The organism is Streptomyces qaidamensis (assembly GCF_001611795.1).
Taxonomy (GTDB): Bacteria; Actinomycetota; Actinomycetes; order Streptomycetales; family Streptomycetaceae; genus Streptomyces; species Streptomyces qaidamensis.
The window spans coordinates 8,924,040-8,938,529 of sequence record NZ_CP015098.1; the positions used below are offsets into that span (position 1 = coordinate 8,924,040).

14 protein-coding genes and 1 pseudogene are annotated in these 14,490 nt (G+C 68.6%); 6 read left to right on the forward strand and 9 right to left on the reverse strand.

The window, feature by feature from the left end; genetic code table 11:
• Positions 1–186 precede the first annotated feature (186 nt).
• The 5 genes from A4E84_RS39160 to eno all read right to left on the reverse strand — a co-directional run bounded on the left by A4E84_RS39160 (position 187) and on the right by eno (position 5,288).
• Entirely contained in the window at positions 187–1,092 is a 906-nt protein-coding gene (locus tag A4E84_RS39160) for a LysR substrate-binding domain-containing protein (protein ID WP_062931086.1), read from the reverse strand.
• An 87-nt stretch (positions 1,093–1,179) separates the two neighbouring features.
• Positions 1,180–2,289, reverse strand: a complete 1,110-nt coding sequence (locus A4E84_RS39165; RefSeq protein WP_174569497.1) for an alcohol dehydrogenase catalytic domain-containing protein — start codon at positions 2,287–2,289, stop codon at positions 1,180–1,182.
• Positions 2,290–2,329: 40 nt separating this feature from the next.
• Positions 2,330–2,881, reverse strand: coding sequence for a carboxymuconolactone decarboxylase family protein (locus A4E84_RS39170; protein ID WP_062931088.1), 552 nt, complete (start codon positions 2,879–2,881; stop codon positions 2,330–2,332).
• A gap of 32 nt (positions 2,882–2,913) precedes the next feature.
• Positions 2,914–3,918 (reverse strand): VOC family protein, encoded by a 1,005-nt coding sequence (locus tag A4E84_RS39175; protein ID WP_062931089.1) that lies wholly within the window; start codon positions 3,916–3,918, stop codon positions 2,914–2,916.
• A 59-nt stretch (positions 3,919–3,977) separates the two neighbouring features.
• Positions 3,978–5,288 carry a phosphopyruvate hydratase gene (eno, locus tag A4E84_RS39180; RefSeq protein WP_062931090.1) on the reverse strand — a complete coding sequence of 437 codons (1,311 nt, stop codon included), beginning with the start codon at positions 5,286–5,288 and terminating at the stop codon, positions 3,978–3,980.
• A gap of 405 nt (positions 5,289–5,693) precedes the next feature.
• Between eno and A4E84_RS39185 the strand changes: the two genes are divergently transcribed.
• The gene (locus A4E84_RS39185) at positions 5,694–6,260 is read left to right on the forward strand and encodes an NADPH-dependent FMN reductase (RefSeq protein ID WP_062931828.1); all 567 of its coding nucleotides are present in this window, start codon (positions 5,694–5,696) and stop codon (positions 6,258–6,260) included.
• Positions 6,261–6,432: 172 nt separating this feature from the next.
• Positions 6,433–7,431, forward strand: coding sequence for a VOC family protein (locus A4E84_RS39190; RefSeq protein WP_062931091.1), 999 nt, complete (start codon positions 6,433–6,435; stop codon positions 7,429–7,431).
• A gap of 378 nt (positions 7,432–7,809) precedes the next feature.
• Here the strand turns inward: A4E84_RS39190 and A4E84_RS39195 are convergent, their stop codons facing one another.
• Together A4E84_RS39195 and A4E84_RS39200 are read right to left on the reverse strand one after the other, a co-directional pair.
• Positions 7,810–8,712: a DUF3626 domain-containing protein gene (locus A4E84_RS39195; protein WP_062931092.1), complete on the reverse strand. Its 903-nt coding sequence runs from the start codon at positions 8,710–8,712 to the stop codon at positions 7,810–7,812.
• Positions 8,713–8,863: 151 nt separating this feature from the next.
• Positions 8,864–9,241: a MerR family transcriptional regulator gene (locus A4E84_RS39200; RefSeq protein ID WP_062931093.1), complete on the reverse strand. Its 378-nt coding sequence runs from the start codon at positions 9,239–9,241 to the stop codon at positions 8,864–8,866.
• Between the two features lie 70 nt (positions 9,242–9,311).
• On the opposite strand from A4E84_RS39200, the gene A4E84_RS39205 reads away from it, so the two are divergent.
• Complete coding sequence (locus A4E84_RS39205) at positions 9,312–10,040, forward strand: SDR family oxidoreductase (RefSeq protein ID WP_062931094.1); 729 nt, start codon at positions 9,312–9,314, stop codon at positions 10,038–10,040.
• Between the two features lie 636 nt (positions 10,041–10,676).
• On the opposite strand, the gene A4E84_RS39210 is transcribed toward A4E84_RS39205, so the two are convergent.
• Positions 10,677–11,642, reverse strand: coding sequence for a helix-turn-helix transcriptional regulator (locus A4E84_RS39210; protein ID WP_062931095.1), 966 nt, complete (start codon positions 11,640–11,642; stop codon positions 10,677–10,679).
• 92 nt (positions 11,643–11,734) lie between these two features.
• Between A4E84_RS39210 and A4E84_RS39215 the strand changes: the two genes are divergently transcribed.
• Together A4E84_RS39215 and A4E84_RS45055 are read left to right on the forward strand one after the other, a co-directional pair.
• Positions 11,735–12,100 carry a VOC family protein gene (locus A4E84_RS39215; protein WP_062931096.1) on the forward strand — a complete coding sequence of 122 codons (366 nt, stop codon included), beginning with the start codon at positions 11,735–11,737 and terminating at the stop codon, positions 12,098–12,100.
• A gap of 71 nt (positions 12,101–12,171) precedes the next feature.
• A pseudogene (locus A4E84_RS45055) lies at positions 12,172–12,339 on the forward strand (helix-turn-helix domain-containing protein); the annotation flags it as partial.
• 85 nt (positions 12,340–12,424) lie between these two features.
• On the opposite strand, the gene A4E84_RS39220 reads toward A4E84_RS45055, so the two are convergent.
• Positions 12,425–13,453, reverse strand: a complete 1,029-nt coding sequence (locus tag A4E84_RS39220) for a LacI family DNA-binding transcriptional regulator (protein ID WP_062931097.1) — start codon at positions 13,451–13,453, stop codon at positions 12,425–12,427.
• A gap of 140 nt (positions 13,454–13,593) precedes the next feature.
• Here A4E84_RS39220 and A4E84_RS39225 point away from each other — a divergent pair, with 140 nt between their 5' ends.
• A complete protein-coding gene (locus A4E84_RS39225) occupies positions 13,594–14,418 on the forward strand; it encodes a fumarylacetoacetate hydrolase family protein (protein WP_237305089.1) in 825 nt (274 codons plus the stop codon).
• The last annotated feature ends 72 nt before the right edge of the window (positions 14,419–14,490 follow it).

Sequence of the window (14,490 nt, forward strand, 5' to 3'; positions counted from 1 at the left end):
CGCCGGTCGCCGCCACGGTGTGTGCCGCCGTGTCGAGCGTAGGCCCGACACACCCCCTCTGACCTGCACGAACAGTGCGTCATCTGCGTACAAACATGCGTCGGCAGAGAGGGCTCGGACAGCCGGCCGTCGGGGCATGCCGAAGGGGCGTCCGGCCCGTGCCGGACGCCCGGCGAAGTCGACGCTTCAGGCTGTGGCCGTCGCGGCGGCGGCCTCCCGCAGCCGGCGGATCACCCCGCGTACAGCGGGCGAGGTCTCCCCCTTGCGGTAGGCGCCGACCAGCCGGGTGGTCGGCGCCACGTCGGCCAGCGGCCGGTAGGCCACTCCGGGGATCTGGACGCGGCGCAGCGAGTCGGGCACCAGGGCGACCGCGAGGCCGCCGCCCACCATGGTCAGAGCCGCGATGAAGTCCCGCACCGGGGGAGCGCACCGGGGACTGAACCCGCCCTGCTCCGCCACCTCGAGGATCTGGTCGCGGCAGCCGTACTCCTCGTCGAAGTGCGGGGCCACGAAGCACTCGTCGCGCAGTTGTGCCGCCAGTACGGCGTCGTACGCCGCGAGTGGTGCCCCGGCCGGCAGCGCCAGGACGACCTGTTCCGTGAGCAGACAGGTCGCCGTGACCTCGGGTGGGTACTCCGGCCTGAAGCGCAGGAAGCCGACGTCGATGTCCCCGCCGGCCAGCGCCTCCAGCTGGGCGGGCGTCTCCAACTCCCGTACCTGCACCGTCAGTTCGGTACCAGGGGCCGCGCAGCGGGTGAGGACGTCGGTCAGCACCCCGGAGAACGCGGCGGAGGCGACGTACGCGATCTGCGCGTGCCCCAGCTCCCCACGACCGGCGCGCCGGCCCACCGCCTCGGCCCGGGCGGCCTGGGCGAGGGTCAGCCGCGCCTCTTCGAGGAACAGCCGCCCGGCACTGGTCAGGGCCGGGCGGGTCCGCCGTCCGCGGTCGACCAGCCGCACACCCAGATGGGACTCCAGCGCCCTGATCTGGGCGCTGAGCGCCGACGGGGCGAGATGCAGACGGTCCGAGGCCCGGGCGAAGTGCAGTTCCTCCGCGACGACGACGAACGACTCCAGCCAGCGCAGTTCCACCGGTACCTCCGTCGTGCTGGGATCACCCCGCGGCGGCGTCAGGGCAGAACAGGACCGCCGCGGGGCGAGTTCGGGGCGGCTACGGGTTCAGGGGATCACGACGTAGTTGCTGAATCCACCGTCGAGATCCGTCACCCGCCCCGAGATGGCTTCGTTGACCTCGGACAGCGGGAAGGGCTTGGTGATCAGGTACGACAGGTCCAGGGCTCCGGTCGCCACCATGTCGGCGACCTCCTGGCCCTGCGCGGTGGTGAACCAGTTGGAGCCGATCAGCTGGACCTGCTCGTCCATGAGCCACTTCACGTCCACGGGCAGCCGGTCGGCCACCCCGCCGACGTTGACGACCCTGCCGCCCCGGCGGACACCCTGCATGGAGTCGAGCATCGTCTCCACCGGAGCCTTGGCACCGAGCGCGCTGATCACGAAATCCGCACCCTCGCCGCCGGTGCGGGACTTGGCCCACTCTCCGGTGGAGCCCTCGCCCAGCCGCATGACCTCGATCCGGTCCGGCGCCAACTCCTTGACCCGCTTCATGAGCTCCTCGTTGCGGCCGGTGCCGAGCACCCTGGAGACGCCGGAGGCCAGCGCGAGGAGAGTGGAGGCGACACCGAGTGTGCCCGTGATCCCGTCGATCAGCGCGACCTGGCCGGGGGCGGCCGCGGCGTTCTTGAGGGCGCCGTAGGAGGTTCCGATGTAGCCGAGCTTGCCGGCCTGCTCGAACGTCATGGTGTCGGGAATGTTGACGATCGCGTGCTGCGGCGCGGTCATGTACTCGGCGAAACCGCCGTAGGGGTAGAGGTCGAAGATGCGCTGGCCGTCGCGGGAGGTGCTGAAGTAGCCGTTCAGGGTGAAGTAGCGGCATCGGCTGAGTTCGCCGCCGCGGCACACCTGGCAGCTGCCGCAGGACCGCAGCGGGCTCACATAGACCCGGTCGCCGGGCTTGGTGTTGAGCACCGCCTCGCCGACGGCCTCGACCACACCTGCGGGGTCGAGACCGAAGATCGCGGGGAGCTGGGGCAGCGGCTGATGCGGGTACCAGGTGGGCCAGTTGTTGATCACATTGGCCATGTTCGGCACGATTCCGCATGCCTTGACCCGCACCAGCACGTCGGTCGGCCTGGGGGTGGGCACGTCGACCGTGTCCACCGACATCGGCGCACCGAGTTCGTGCAGTCTCGCGGCGAGCATTTTCGCCATGGAAATACTCCTGAATAAGTGAGCCGTACGGTGCCGAAACCTAGGAATGGGCGAACGGGTCCGGATAATTGTCTTCGAGGTCGATACCCAGCAGTCCCATGATGCGGACGCCGGAGTTGTACCAGGCGATGGACAACGACAGTTCGACCATCTGCCGGCTCGTCAGATGAGCGGCGGCGGCCTGCCAGGTCTCCTCCGGGACGTCGACCCGGAGGGTGGACTCCTTGGCGAGTCGCATGACCGCCTTCTCCGTCTCGTCGAACAGACCGGAGTGCTCGAAGTCGGCCACCGCCGCGAGCTGTTCCTCGGTGAGCCCGGCCTTGAGGCCGTGCGACTGATGATGGGCGACCTCGTACGCCGACCGGGTCGCGTGACCCACGGTCAGGATCGCCAGTTCGCGCAGCCTGGGGCTGAGATCAGCGGCCCGCAGCGAGTTGGCGTAGGTCAGGAAGGCGTCCAGCTGGGTGGGCGCGTGGGTGAGGGCGAGGAAGATGTTCGCCGTCGGGACCTTGCGTTCGGTCTCCAGCCGGTCGTACAGCGGCTTCAGCGACTCGTCCGCGTCCTCGCGGCGCAGATAGGGAACTCGTGCCATGGCGTCTCCTTGGGGGCGGTGCGGGCGGAAGGTCAGGGAAGGGGCTGCTCCAGCAGGAACCGCTCCAGGGACATCGGATTCGGCTTCTCGGCCGGCGGAATCAGCGGCGCGCCGACGAACGGCGACGCCTCGAAGTACCACTTCTCCAGGGCGGGGAGCCCCCAGCGCACATTGGTGCTCAGCGATGCCGCGTCCCAGCGCACCGGCTCGACCTCGGTGTCGATCGTCTGGTAGTGGCTGTTGAAGACCTCGACCCGGTGGCCGTCGGGGTCGCGGAGGTACGCGAACAGCATCCCGCCGGGACCGTGGCGCCCGGGGCCTCGCTCGACCCCTTCGCCGTAGCCGAGGATGCCCGCCCAGTCGCACGCGGTGAAGATGTCGCGGCTCTCCGAGACGGTGTAGGCGAAGTGGTGCAGGGCGGGCCCGGTGTTTTCGACGATCGCGAGGTCGAGGCAGGTGCCCTTGCGGTACATGAACGCGCTCAGCAGTTTGTCGCCGTGCTCCAGGTACTCCGAGTTGCGAAAGCCCAGCTCACTGTAGAAGGCGCACAGCTCATAGGCGTCGGGCGCGAAGGTCTGGTAGTGGTCCAGCCGCTGCGCGTGGGCGCCCTTGTACTGCTGGAAGTCGATGTGCAGCCGCGGCCGGGTCTCCATGTGCGCGCACAGTTCGAGCGGCGTGCCGATCGGGTCACTGACGTGCAGGGTGCGGCCCTGGTACGGGGCGTCCACCCACTCGGCGGGCAGCCCGCGGTCCCGGAACCAGGCGTACGCGAGATCGAGGTCCTCGTCGAAGAACACCCGGAAGCCGATCCTCTTGCACGCGCCCGCGCCCTCTTCGTCGAGCTCCAGGACGAGGCTGTGGTGGCAGGCCTCGGCCAGGCCGCGCAGGTAGCAGGTGCGCTCGTCCTCGTCGCTGACGACGAGCCCCAGGGCGTTCACGTAGAAGTTCCGGCTCTCGGCCAGATCGGCGACGGTGAGGCGGACGTGGCTAGCGCGGGTGATATTGAAACTCGGGCGCAGATTGACGGGTGGCAGCATGGGGTCTCCGTGCTCCGATCGGCTCTGTATTTCGATGACTGTAATACTTTGAACTGCTTTTACGGCTCGGTCGTGGAAGACCCGGAATCGGAGAAGGTGAATGCGGACCATCCGCTGAATTCCGCGGATGCGCCGAGGGACTCCTCGATGCGCAGAACCTCGTTCCACTTGGCCATGCGCTCGGAGCGGGTGAACGAGCCCACCTTGAGCTGTCCCGCATCCCATCCGACGCTGAGATGGGCGATGGTGACGTCCTCGGTCTCACCGGACCGGGCGGAGACGATGGTGCCGAAGCCGGCGTCCTTCCCGGCCCGCAGCGCCTGGAACGCCTCCGTGACCGTGCCGGCCTGGTTCGGCTTCACGAGGACGGCGTTGGCGGCCCCGGTCGTGGCCGCGGCCTCCACCCGCTTGGCATGGGTGACCAGGTAGTCGTCTCCGATCACCTGGCATTGGTGGCCGTGGCGCCGGGTGAACTCCACCATGCCGTCGGTGTCGTCCTCGCCCACCGGGTCCTCGACGGAGAGGATCGGATACTGCTCGATCCAGCCGCCCAGCATGTCGATCAGCGCCGTGGTGTCCAGCGTGCGGTCGTCCAGGGCCAGCGTGTACCGCCCGCCGCTGCCGAACTGCGAGGCCGCGATGTCCAGCGAGATGCCGACCTGCGTCGAGGGGTCGAAACCGGCCTTCTCGATCGCCCGGGTGAGCGTTTCGAGGGCCTCCTCGTTGGAGTCGAAGGCGGGCCAGAAGCCGCCCTCGTCGGCCACACCCTGGGCCTTGCCCGCCTGGCGCATCAGGCTTCCGGCCGCCCGGTAGATCTCCGCGGTCCAGTCGAGGGCCTCGGAGAAGCTGCCCGCCGCGGGGCACATGACCATGAAGTCCTGTACGTCGACGCGACGGTCCGCATGGGCACCGCCGCCGAAGATCTGGATCTCCGGCAGCGGGATCCGGACGGGTCGTCCGCCCGCCAGGTGCTGCCACAGCGGTACGCCCTCCGACGCCGCGGCGGCGTGCAGGACCGCCATGGACGTGGCGACGATCGCGTTGCCGCCGAGGCGGCTGCGGTCGGGAGTGCCGTCGAGGTCGACCAGGAGCCGGTCTATGGCTTCCTGATCGCTCGCGTCGCGGTCCAGGAGTGCGGGGGCGATCTCGTGGTTCACCGAACCGACCGCCCGCCGGACGTCCAGCCCGCCGAAGCGGCTGCCACCGTCCCGAAGGTCGAGCGCCTCGCCCTGGCCCGTCGACGCGCCCGCCGGTGCGATGGCCCGGCCGATCGCGCCGTCCGCCAGATGCGCTTCGACCTCCACGGTGGGGCGCCCGCGGGAATCCCACACCCGGCGGCCATAGAGCTCGGCGATCCGCGCGTCTGTCATGGCGGTGCAACCTTTCGGAGTTCGGACGATCGGGGCGCCGGGCGGCATGTGCCGGTCATCCAGAAGGAGGAGGAGGGGCGCCCCCGCAGTCGGAGACGTGTTCATCCGCTGCGGCTCACTACGTGCTATCGATAGCGCAATCGTGCGAACTGTTGATGGTTCTGTCAAGGGGTGGGGTGTGCCGCAATGCGAGCTCGGCTTGCCGTTCTGCCTCACTCTTGGCCCTGCTGAGAGTCAGTGCTATCGTTCGCACAACCCGTCGTGAGACTGGGATGCCGCGGAAGAGACTCCGGCGAGCCCGCGCTGTCCTGGACGGACGGACAGCACAGGCAGCGCGGGTTCGCCGGCCCTGCGCGGCCCACAGGAAAGCGGGTCCTCATGTCCCCCGAGCCCTCTGCGGCCCCCATGACCCTCACCACAGTCGTGGCCAGCACGCGTCCAGGGCGCGTGGGCAGGTCCGTCGCCGACTGGTTCACGGCCAGGGCCGCGCAGTGCGAGCAGTTCGAGTCGCACGTGGTCGACCTGCGCGAACTCGCCCTCCCGTTCTTCGACGAGCCGCATCCGCCCGCTCTCCAGCAGTACACGCACAGCCACACCCGCACGTGGAGTCGCATCGTCGACGCCTCGGACGCGTTCGTGTTCGTCACCCCGGAGTACAACGGAGGCTTCCCGGCCCCGCTGAAGAACGCGTGGGACTACCTCGTCGTGGAGTGGCAGCACAAGCCGGCCGCGTTCGTCAGCTACGGAGGTGTCTCGGCGGGCACCCGCGCCGTGCAGATGGCCAAGCAGGTGGTGGCCAACCTGAGGATGCTGCCGATCGGCCCGACCGTGAGCATCCCGTTCGTCAGCGAGCGCGTCGAGGACGGAGCCTTCCTGGCCGGCAAGATCCATGAGACCGCCGCGGAGCACATGCTGGACGAACTCGTGCGCACGGCAACGGTGATGCGCCGGCTGCGCAGGGAAACGTACTGAGTGCCTGTTTCACGTTTCGGTGGGTGGGCTCGGTTCCAGCGGGCGGTGGATCGCGTTGTGTCCGCAGCCTGCTGTTCGAGGGGGACGTGACGGACAGGAGCCGGACACATTCCGTAAGTGCCCCGGCGCCGGTTCGTTGACCGCCTGGTGGCGCCGACCTACGGTGGCGGCCATGCGACATGACATCGCACGTCTGCATCATGTCGGGCACGTCGTCGGCAGCATGGGGGAGGCGCTCACGTTGTACCGGCGCCTGGGATTTGCCGTGCCGCCACCGAGCTACCCCACGATGGCACCGGCCGAGGGGGCCGAGCCCGAGCCGTTCGGCGCGGCGAACACCCACGCCGACTTCCGGCGCAGTTTCATCGAACTCGCGACCTGTGTGCGGGACGGCGACGCCACGCGCATCCCGGAGGACGCACACCTGGTCCCGCTCCAGGCACCGGCGAGCCAACTGCCGCTGCTCCTGGAGCGGATCGGCGAGACCAGCGCCAAACTGGCGTTCATGCTCAGGCGTTTCGAGGGTCTGCACATCCTGATGTTCTCTTCGCCCGACATCGATGCCACGGCGACGAGACTCGCCTCCGCCGGTGTCGGCCACGGCGGGGTGAACGCCGTGAGGCGCCCGGTGGGGACGAGCAGCGGAATCCGCACGGAACTCGTCCGCTATCTGGAGATCGACAGCGACGGGACGGGGACGGGGACGGGGAACGGCTCCACCACGGAAGGCCGCGTTGGAGCTGTCGCGGACCTGGACGCGGACATCCAGGGCAGCCGGCTTCTGGACCACCCCAACGGTGCCTTCGATCTGATCGAGGTCGTGCTCTGCGTCGCCGAAGCCGAACTAGCCCTCGTCCAGGCCCGCTATGAGAACTACCTCGGTCGTCCGGCGCGGGCGGACGGCCCGGCACGGGCCTTCGACCTCGACGGCGCCGCACTGACCCTTGTGCCGGACACACACCTCACGGCACTTCTCCCGGACGAGCGCCCCGCCGCGCTGCCCGCGTTCGTCGCCTACGCGGTCGCCGTGCGCGAGCTCGCCGTCGTCCGGGACATACTGAAGGAGGAAGGGATTCCGCTACGGGAGTCGCCCTCCGGTGATCTCTTCGTCCCGGCGGTGGCCGCCCTCGGCACCGCGATCGTCTTCCGCCAGGCCTCGGTGCCGGCGTGACGACGACGAGATTGCTGTCGGCCGGGCTCAGGCGGCGGCAGGCATCGCGGCCGGGGCGATCGGTACTCGCCTTGGCCCCCGGCGTCCACCGCGCCCCGCACGACGGACACTCCGCTGTGGACAGGGTGTCCCGCAGCGCCGTCACTCTCGCCCGCACCCGGCGGGCCTGATGCCGCTGCCTGGAACGACACACAGCCGAACAGAGCCGGGCCCGCGGGCCGGGCTCACAGGGTCATCGCGCATCGCGACCATCCGGATCTCCCCGGGCGCCGAGATCGTCGAGTACCGGGCGATGGAGCTTCCTCCCCACCCGTGCAGCGAACCACTCGGAGGAGCGTCCGTGGACGGTCTGCCACGACGAACTCCGGCACCAGCCCCTCAACGGAGCCCGTCGAGTACAGCCCCCTCCGTCGGTGCCGGACTCACCGAATGGTCAACGGCCTTCCCAGGCGCCCCGAAGCGCGCGAGACAGTGCCACACCTTCTTGATCGCCTGCGGGTCATGGTGGCCGGTACGCGCTGCATCCCCGACGATGCGCGGATCGAGTACGCCGTCGACGGCGATCTGTGCGCCCAGGTCGACGTACTCCTGACCGCGGTAGCCGGGATGACGGAGGAGTTCTTCGACCTCGAGTCGGAAGCCGGGGTGCCACTCCACGGGGCAGCCCAGGCGCAAGGCCGCAGCCTCGACGGCAGTACCCCGATAGGAGGGGTCCAGGACCAGCGCCTCCGCGTCGCAGCTCGGTCGTACAGGCCCGTGAACCTGCGCCTCGATGTAGTCGTCGAGGTCGTCCTGACGATCGGCGAGGGCAAGGTCGATGAGCCCCAGGCGGGCCGCGACGCCGAAATCCGAGGGTTCAAGGAAACTGTCCGGGTAGCAGAACGTGGTCCGCGCCGGCGTCTCGGCTGTCAGCCGGAAGTGGGCAGAGCCGAACCGCGGTGCCCCGCCCACGGGCTTGCGGCGGAAGTTCAACGCCCCATAGACGGGCCGGTCGTGAGCGGGCGCCTCGTCGTAGGCTCCGTCGAAGATCCGGCTCTCCCAGCGCCACCGGTCGCCGCCGAGATATGCGGTCAGTCCGCCGTTGCTGGTCCCCGTGACGAACTGTGAGCGGTAGACACCGTCTTCGGCCATGGCATGCAGGATCGGCTTGCCGTGCAGCAGGCGGTCTGGATGGAAGTTCAGGGTGACCCGCAGCGTCGGGTCCATCGGAGGGCCCGACGCCAGTGCCGCGACATGGCGAAGGGCCCGTTCCTGTGATGTCCGGGAGGCTGCGGAGCTCATCCGCACAGTGTTCCTCAAGCTGATCTACCGCTGCACGCGGATTGTCCACCGACAGTCCGACCGTGCGGGAGGCGGAGCTTTGAACACCGGCCGGGACGACCTCTTGGTCCTCCAGCCGTAGATCGCTGGTGCGACGTCCGACCGACCGCGCCTACGGGTGCGTGTCCGTGATCGCGATGACCTCGTCGAGGCGGTCCAGGGCAGCCTGCAAGTCGTCGACCTTGGCCTGGATGCGGTCCCGCTCGGCGCGCAGCATGGCTCGTTGCCCGGCGTCGGTGTGCCCGGAGTCCCAGCACGGAAGGAGTTCCGTGATCCTTCGGCTGGTCAGGCCGGCGGCGAACATCTGCTGGAAGAAGCGGACCAGGGTGACGGCATCCTGCCGGTAGAGGCGCTGGCCGGATGGGCTGCGCTCGGCGATGAGCAGCCCCTGCTGCTCGTAGTAGCGCACGGCGCGTACCGAGACGCCGGCACCCCGCGCCACCTCGCCGATGCGGATCAGCCGCTCGCCCGCGGCCTCCGTGACGGTCATGGCGATTCCTCTCCCCCGGCCTGAACAGCGCTTGCCTCTGACGTTAGCGTCAGGTCTTAGCGTACGGGGCATGGACATCACCAACTCAGTTGCCCTTGTCACCGGAGCCAACCGCGGCCTGGGCCGCGCCTTCGCCCAGCGCCTGCTCGAACGGGGCGCCCGCAAGGTCTACGCGACGGCTCGCCGGCCCGGGACCGTGGACCTGCCCGGGGTCGACGTGCTGCCCCTCGACATCGCCGATCCCGCATCCGTGAGGGCCGCAGCCGAGGCCGCCCCGGACGTCTCGCTGCTCATCAACAACGCGGGGATCCAGACGGGGACCGACCTGGTGACCGGTTCGCTGGACGCGGTACGGCACGAGCTGGAGACCAACATGTTCGGCCACTTGGGAATGATCCGGGAGTTCGCGCCGGCGCTCGCCAGGAACGACGGGGGCGCGATCGTCAACGTCCTCTCCGCCATGTCATGGTTCGGGGGCAAGGGCGCCAATGCCTACCACCTGACCAAGGCCGCCGCCTGGGCCATGACCAACGGCGTCCGCCTGGAACTCGCCGAGCAGGGCACACTCGTGACAGCGGTGCACCTTGGCCTGGCCGACACCGACATGGCCGCGGGCTGGCCCGTGGCCAAGATCGCGCCGTCGGACCTGGCCGACGCGGCGCTCGACGGTGTCGAGGCGAACTCCGCCGAGGTCCTCGCCGACCAGTGGAGTCGGGACGTCAAGTCCCGGCTGCCGCTGACGCCGGAAGAATTCAACGCCGCGATGGACCGCGCCCTGGCGGCGCTGACGGCGGCATGAGGGGCCCCTCGGGGCGCACTGCCTTCGGTCGGTTGCTTCTGAGCTCAGCCAATTGACACTCCACCCGCAGTTGTGGATCTTCATGCTCTGGCCTCGCGTCGGCGGTAGTGGCAGCCGCGGGCGCGGGTCTGGTGTCGACGACGCCATAGGGACCAGTGCAGGCGATGGTCGCGTTGGTCGTTCGGGGATGCGGCGGGCAGAGCGAAATGCACTGGGACGTGGAGTCGACCTGTTCCACTTGTGGCTGTACCGCAGCCGTGTCCGGTGACACCGTACCGGCAGAACAACGGGTCCATGCTCTCCGAGCATGGACCCGCGTGGCTGCAGGTGAGCCCTCCGCCGGCGAGGAGCGTTGACATCATGCGCCTGCTGCGGGCCGAGCTCGGCATCGGCCTGATGTACGCAAGGGCTGTGCTGCGCCGTGTGTTGGATGGTGACTACTCAGGAACGCTTCCCGAGATGGAGTATCTGGCCCGCGAGCTTCGGAAGTCCGGCATCCCGGCTGCAACTACTTGTCCGGGTCGAGGGCTTCGGGATGCGCCGCCGGCCCACCAAGTAGATCTTCGAGCCGACTCTCCCCGGCCCAGGACTCGGGCAGGTCAAGTCCCCCTTCTCGCCGAGGACTGGTGTTGCGGGTCAGGACGTTGGTGTCGGCGCATAGTGTTGGGCAAGGCTGGTGGCGAGGTCGCTGAGGTGAGCCCTGGCTTCGGTGGGGCCGTGCACAGTGATGGCGCTCCCGAACGGCAGGAGTGCTCGTACGTCCTCCAGATGCAGGAAGCGGATCGTCACCTTGTGGCCGGTGGCGGATTCTTCATGGTCGCCCCGGACGAGGCGTTGGCCGAAGATCCGTTGCGCTCGCTCGATCTGCGTCTGGTCGATGGTGGCGCTGACCTCGATCGCGTGGTTGTGTTCCCACTGATCAATGAGCGCTGCAGCGACGGTGGCCAGGGTCTGGTTCTCGCGGATCCGTCGTGGCTGGTCGACTTCTTTCCACGTCGTGATCCGTTCGAGTCGGTACATCCGTGGCACGCGGGCACAGTCGGCGACGAGGTACCAGGTGCCGGCCTTGGCGAACAGCCCGTAGGGATCCACGACCGGGTGGCGTGGGCATGATTCGCGTCGGCTGTCGTACTCGATCCGTAGTCGGCGACCTCGCCGCACTGCGCCGATCAGCGAAGCCGGAGTCGTGCCGGACGTATGTGCCTGGAGCCAGGGACGGCTGTCCACGTGCACTACGTCGGTGAGCGGCAGGAGCTCATGAACCCGACGTGAGTGGCCAGCGGCGATCTTGGAGAGCGCGCGCCGGCTTTCGACGGATGCGTTGAGCTCCGCACGTTGCTTCTCATCCAGCCCGGTGAGCGACAGATGATCACGCTCGCCCGGCGTGAGTCGTGTGAGGTCGAGCCCGGACCCGGGCAGCATGGTCACGCCTCCGAGGCGGCCCCGTTGCGCGGTCACCGGCAGACCGGCGTCGCGGAGCCAGTTCAGGTCCCGGGTGATGGTTCGAAGGGACACCCCGAGCGCCGAGGCAAGTTCCTGTGTGGTCACAGCATTCCTTGATGCGAGGAGCAGCATCAGCGAGAAGAAGCGGTCCGGGGTCACACACCAAGTTTCTCAGGAATTGCGACATGATACGGCGCATATCCCGGTCAAGCTGATGGATGCGTACCTACGACCTGTGAGAAGGAACAACCATGACCACATCCGTCGTGTCCATCGTCTATGTGAACGACGCTCCCGCCGCAGCGCGTTTCTACGGTGACCTCCTCGACATGAGGCCGTCGTTCGAGACTCCGGGATACATCACCTTCGACCTCGGGCCAGGCGCTGACCTCGCTCTGTGGTCTGGCCAGTTCGAGGATCTGTCACCGGACGTCCCGCGTACCAGTGAGGTGTGCCTGGCCATCGGCGGTGGGCCCGACGAGGTCGACGCGATCTTCAAGCAGTGGCAGTCCAAGGGCGTCACGATCCTGCAGGAGCCACATGATGCGGGGTTCGGGCTGACCTTCCTCGCAGCTGATCCTGACGGGAACCGGATCCGCGTGGCACCGCGGGACTGAAAGGCCGCAATGCGGCAGGCACGCACGACAGGTGTCGCGCCTGCCGTTGTCTGACTTCGAGAGGACGACGAGTGCCCCACGCGAATGCGCCCCTGAGCGTCGAGGGCCGCAGGCGGCTCGTGAAGCGGTGCGAGACGCGTCCCATCGCCCACGTCGCCGCTGAGATGGGCACCTCTCGCGCATGCGCCGGCAAGTGGGTAAATCGCCGGCGGCTCCATGGTGATGCGGGATTGCACGACCGCGAAGTTGTGAGTATCAGTTTTGTGATTCGACCGGCGGACTGCAGTCGACACCTCACCCGGTTCGGCCTCGGCAAACGCCGCTTCATCGACCAGACGGAGTCCCCCCGTCAGGCGATGCCGTGCTACCACGCAGGATCAACGAACCGGGGGAGACTGCCGTGTACGGGCCGTCGTTGCCCGGCTCGGTCTTGAGCCGTCGGATCATCCACAGCGCGCAGCCGGTGGCCATCTCCTGGATGGGCAGGCCGATCGTGGTGAGTCCGGGGCCCCACCAGGAGAAGCCGGGCTCGTCGCCGAACCCGACCACGGACAGATCCTGGGGCACCTTGACGCCCTGCCGGGACAGCTCCTCCAGGACGCCGAGGGTGAGCTGGATCGACCCAAGCACCAGCGCGGTGGGCGCATCCGGGTCGGACAGCAGCCGGCGTACCGTCGCGCGGCCGTGGTCGACCGACGACGGCGGGCCCAGCTCCGCACGCCCGGCGTCGTCCGGCAGGCCGCCTTCGCGCAGGGCGCTGCGGAACCCGCGCAGACGCTCGGCGCCGGTGGGCAGCTCCTCGGGGCCGCCGAGGTAGGCGAGGCGTGTGTGGCCCTGTGCCACCAGGTGGGCCGTGGCCCGGCGCAGCGCCTCCCGGTCGTCCACGCCGAACCACTGCGAACCCAGCGACGGGTGCCGGCGCAGCAACTGCACATGCGGGAGGGCACGCAACAGCTTGACGGACTCGCTGTGCGGGCGCGCGCTGGGCACGATGATGACGGCGGCCACGCGGTTCGCGGACAGTTCCCGCAGGTGGCGCAGCTCCGCCGTCCGGTCGTCGTCGGTCTCCGACAGCATCAGCTGGAAGCCCTCGGACTCCATGTTCTTGGACAGCTCGTGCGCGATGGTCGAGTAGAAGCTGTTGCGGATGTCGGGGATCACGAGCGCGACCACGTTGCTGGACGCTCCGCGCATCATCCGGGCCGCACGGTTGCCCACGTACCCCATGTCGGAAGCGGCCTGGCGGACGCGGAACTTCGTCTCCTCGCTGATGCGCGGATCGTCGGCCAGCGCCCGTCCCACCGTCGACACGGAGACTCCGAGGCGCTCGGCGATGTCCCTGGTGGTGATCACGTAAGGAGTCTCCTCGGCTGACTGGTCCCGTGTCGTCACTTTCCGTGTGCCAACGATAGCACCGGTGTTGCGCTCCGTGGTCGCCTGGAGCTGAGCCCTCGAGCGTATGCTCGGTCGAGTGCTAACGTTAGCACTGATGGATGGGACGTGCAGCCGCCCGCGGCTGCCTAGTTGCGGAGGTGTCCGTGCGCATCGTCAGATATGCCGTCGGCGGCGAACGTCATTACGGAGAGCTTGAATCCGGAGGCGTCGGTATCGCCAGATTCGAAGGCGATCCCTTTACCGGATTGTCCCCTGCGGGGCACACCGACCGAGTCGATGACGTCGTCGTCCTCCCGCCGGTCGACCGGCCCCGGATTTTCGGATTCGCCTACAACTACGCCTCACATGTCGGCGAGACCGACCGTGAGATCCCCGAGGTGCCGGTGTGCTTCATGAAGCCGAGTACGGCGGTGGTGGGGCCGGGCGACGCGATCGTGTATCCGTCCGACGGCGAACTGATTCATTTCGAGGGCGAGTTGGTCGTCGTCATCGGAAAGGAGGCTCGCCATGTCAAGCCCTCCGAAGCCGCTGACCACATCCTCGGCTACACGTGCGGCAATGACGTCAGCGACCGTGTCGTCCAGCGCAAGGAGAGCGCGTTCGGAACGCTTCTCATCGGGAAGGGGCAAGACACCTTCGCGCCCCTCGGGCCCGTCATCGCGACGGAACTCGACCCATCGGGACTGGCCCTGACCACCCGGGTGAACGGCACCGTCGTGCAGTCCGCGAGCACGGCCGACCTGCTGCTCCCGGTTCCGGAGATCGTCAGCTACCTCAGCCGCTATCTGACGCTGCTCCCCGGGGACGTGATCATGACCGGCACGCCCTCCGGTGTCGGACCGATACGCCCCGGGGACGAGGTCGAAGTGGAGATCGAGGGCATCGGCGTCCTGCGCAATCCGGTCGTGGCCGAGAGCCGTTGACCGGCGGACGCCCCCGGTGTCCACGAACGACGGGGCCTGCCCACCGCTCGGCGGTGGGCAGGCCCTCTGAGT

What these genes read in the sequence shown, in the direction of transcription:
- A4E84_RS39165 (WP_174569497.1), bottom strand. Translation starts at nt 2,289, where the DNA reads ATGGCGAAAATGCTCGCCGCGAGACTGCACGAACTCGGTGCGCCGATG.
- A4E84_RS39170 (WP_062931088.1), bottom strand. Translation starts at nt 2,881, where the DNA reads ATGGCACGAGTTCCCTATCTGCGCCGCGAGGACGCGGACGAGTCGCTG.
- A4E84_RS39175 (WP_062931089.1), bottom strand. Translation starts at nt 3,918, where the DNA reads ATGCTGCCACCCGTCAATCTGCGCCCGAGTTTCAATATCACCCGCGCT.
- eno (WP_062931090.1), bottom strand. Translation starts at nt 5,288, where the DNA reads ATGACAGACGCGCGGATCGCCGAGCTCTATGGCCGCCGGGTGTGGGAT.
- A4E84_RS39185 (WP_062931828.1), top strand. Translation starts at nt 5,694, where the DNA reads ATGACCCTCACCACAGTCGTGGCCAGCACGCGTCCAGGGCGCGTGGGC.
- A4E84_RS39190 (WP_062931091.1), top strand. Translation starts at nt 6,433, where the DNA reads ATGCGACATGACATCGCACGTCTGCATCATGTCGGGCACGTCGTCGGC.
- A4E84_RS39195 (WP_062931092.1), bottom strand. Translation starts at nt 8,712, where the DNA reads ATGAGCTCCGCAGCCTCCCGGACATCACAGGAACGGGCCCTTCGCCAT.
- A4E84_RS39200 (WP_062931093.1), bottom strand. Translation starts at nt 9,241, where the DNA reads ATGACCGTCACGGAGGCCGCGGGCGAGCGGCTGATCCGCATCGGCGAG.
- A4E84_RS39205 (WP_062931094.1), top strand. Translation starts at nt 9,312, where the DNA reads ATGGACATCACCAACTCAGTTGCCCTTGTCACCGGAGCCAACCGCGGC.
- A4E84_RS39215 (WP_062931096.1), top strand. Translation starts at nt 11,735, where the DNA reads ATGACCACATCCGTCGTGTCCATCGTCTATGTGAACGACGCTCCCGCC.
- A4E84_RS39225 (WP_237305089.1), top strand. Translation starts at nt 13,594, where the DNA reads ATGGGACGTGCAGCCGCCCGCGGCTGCCTAGTTGCGGAGGTGTCCGTG.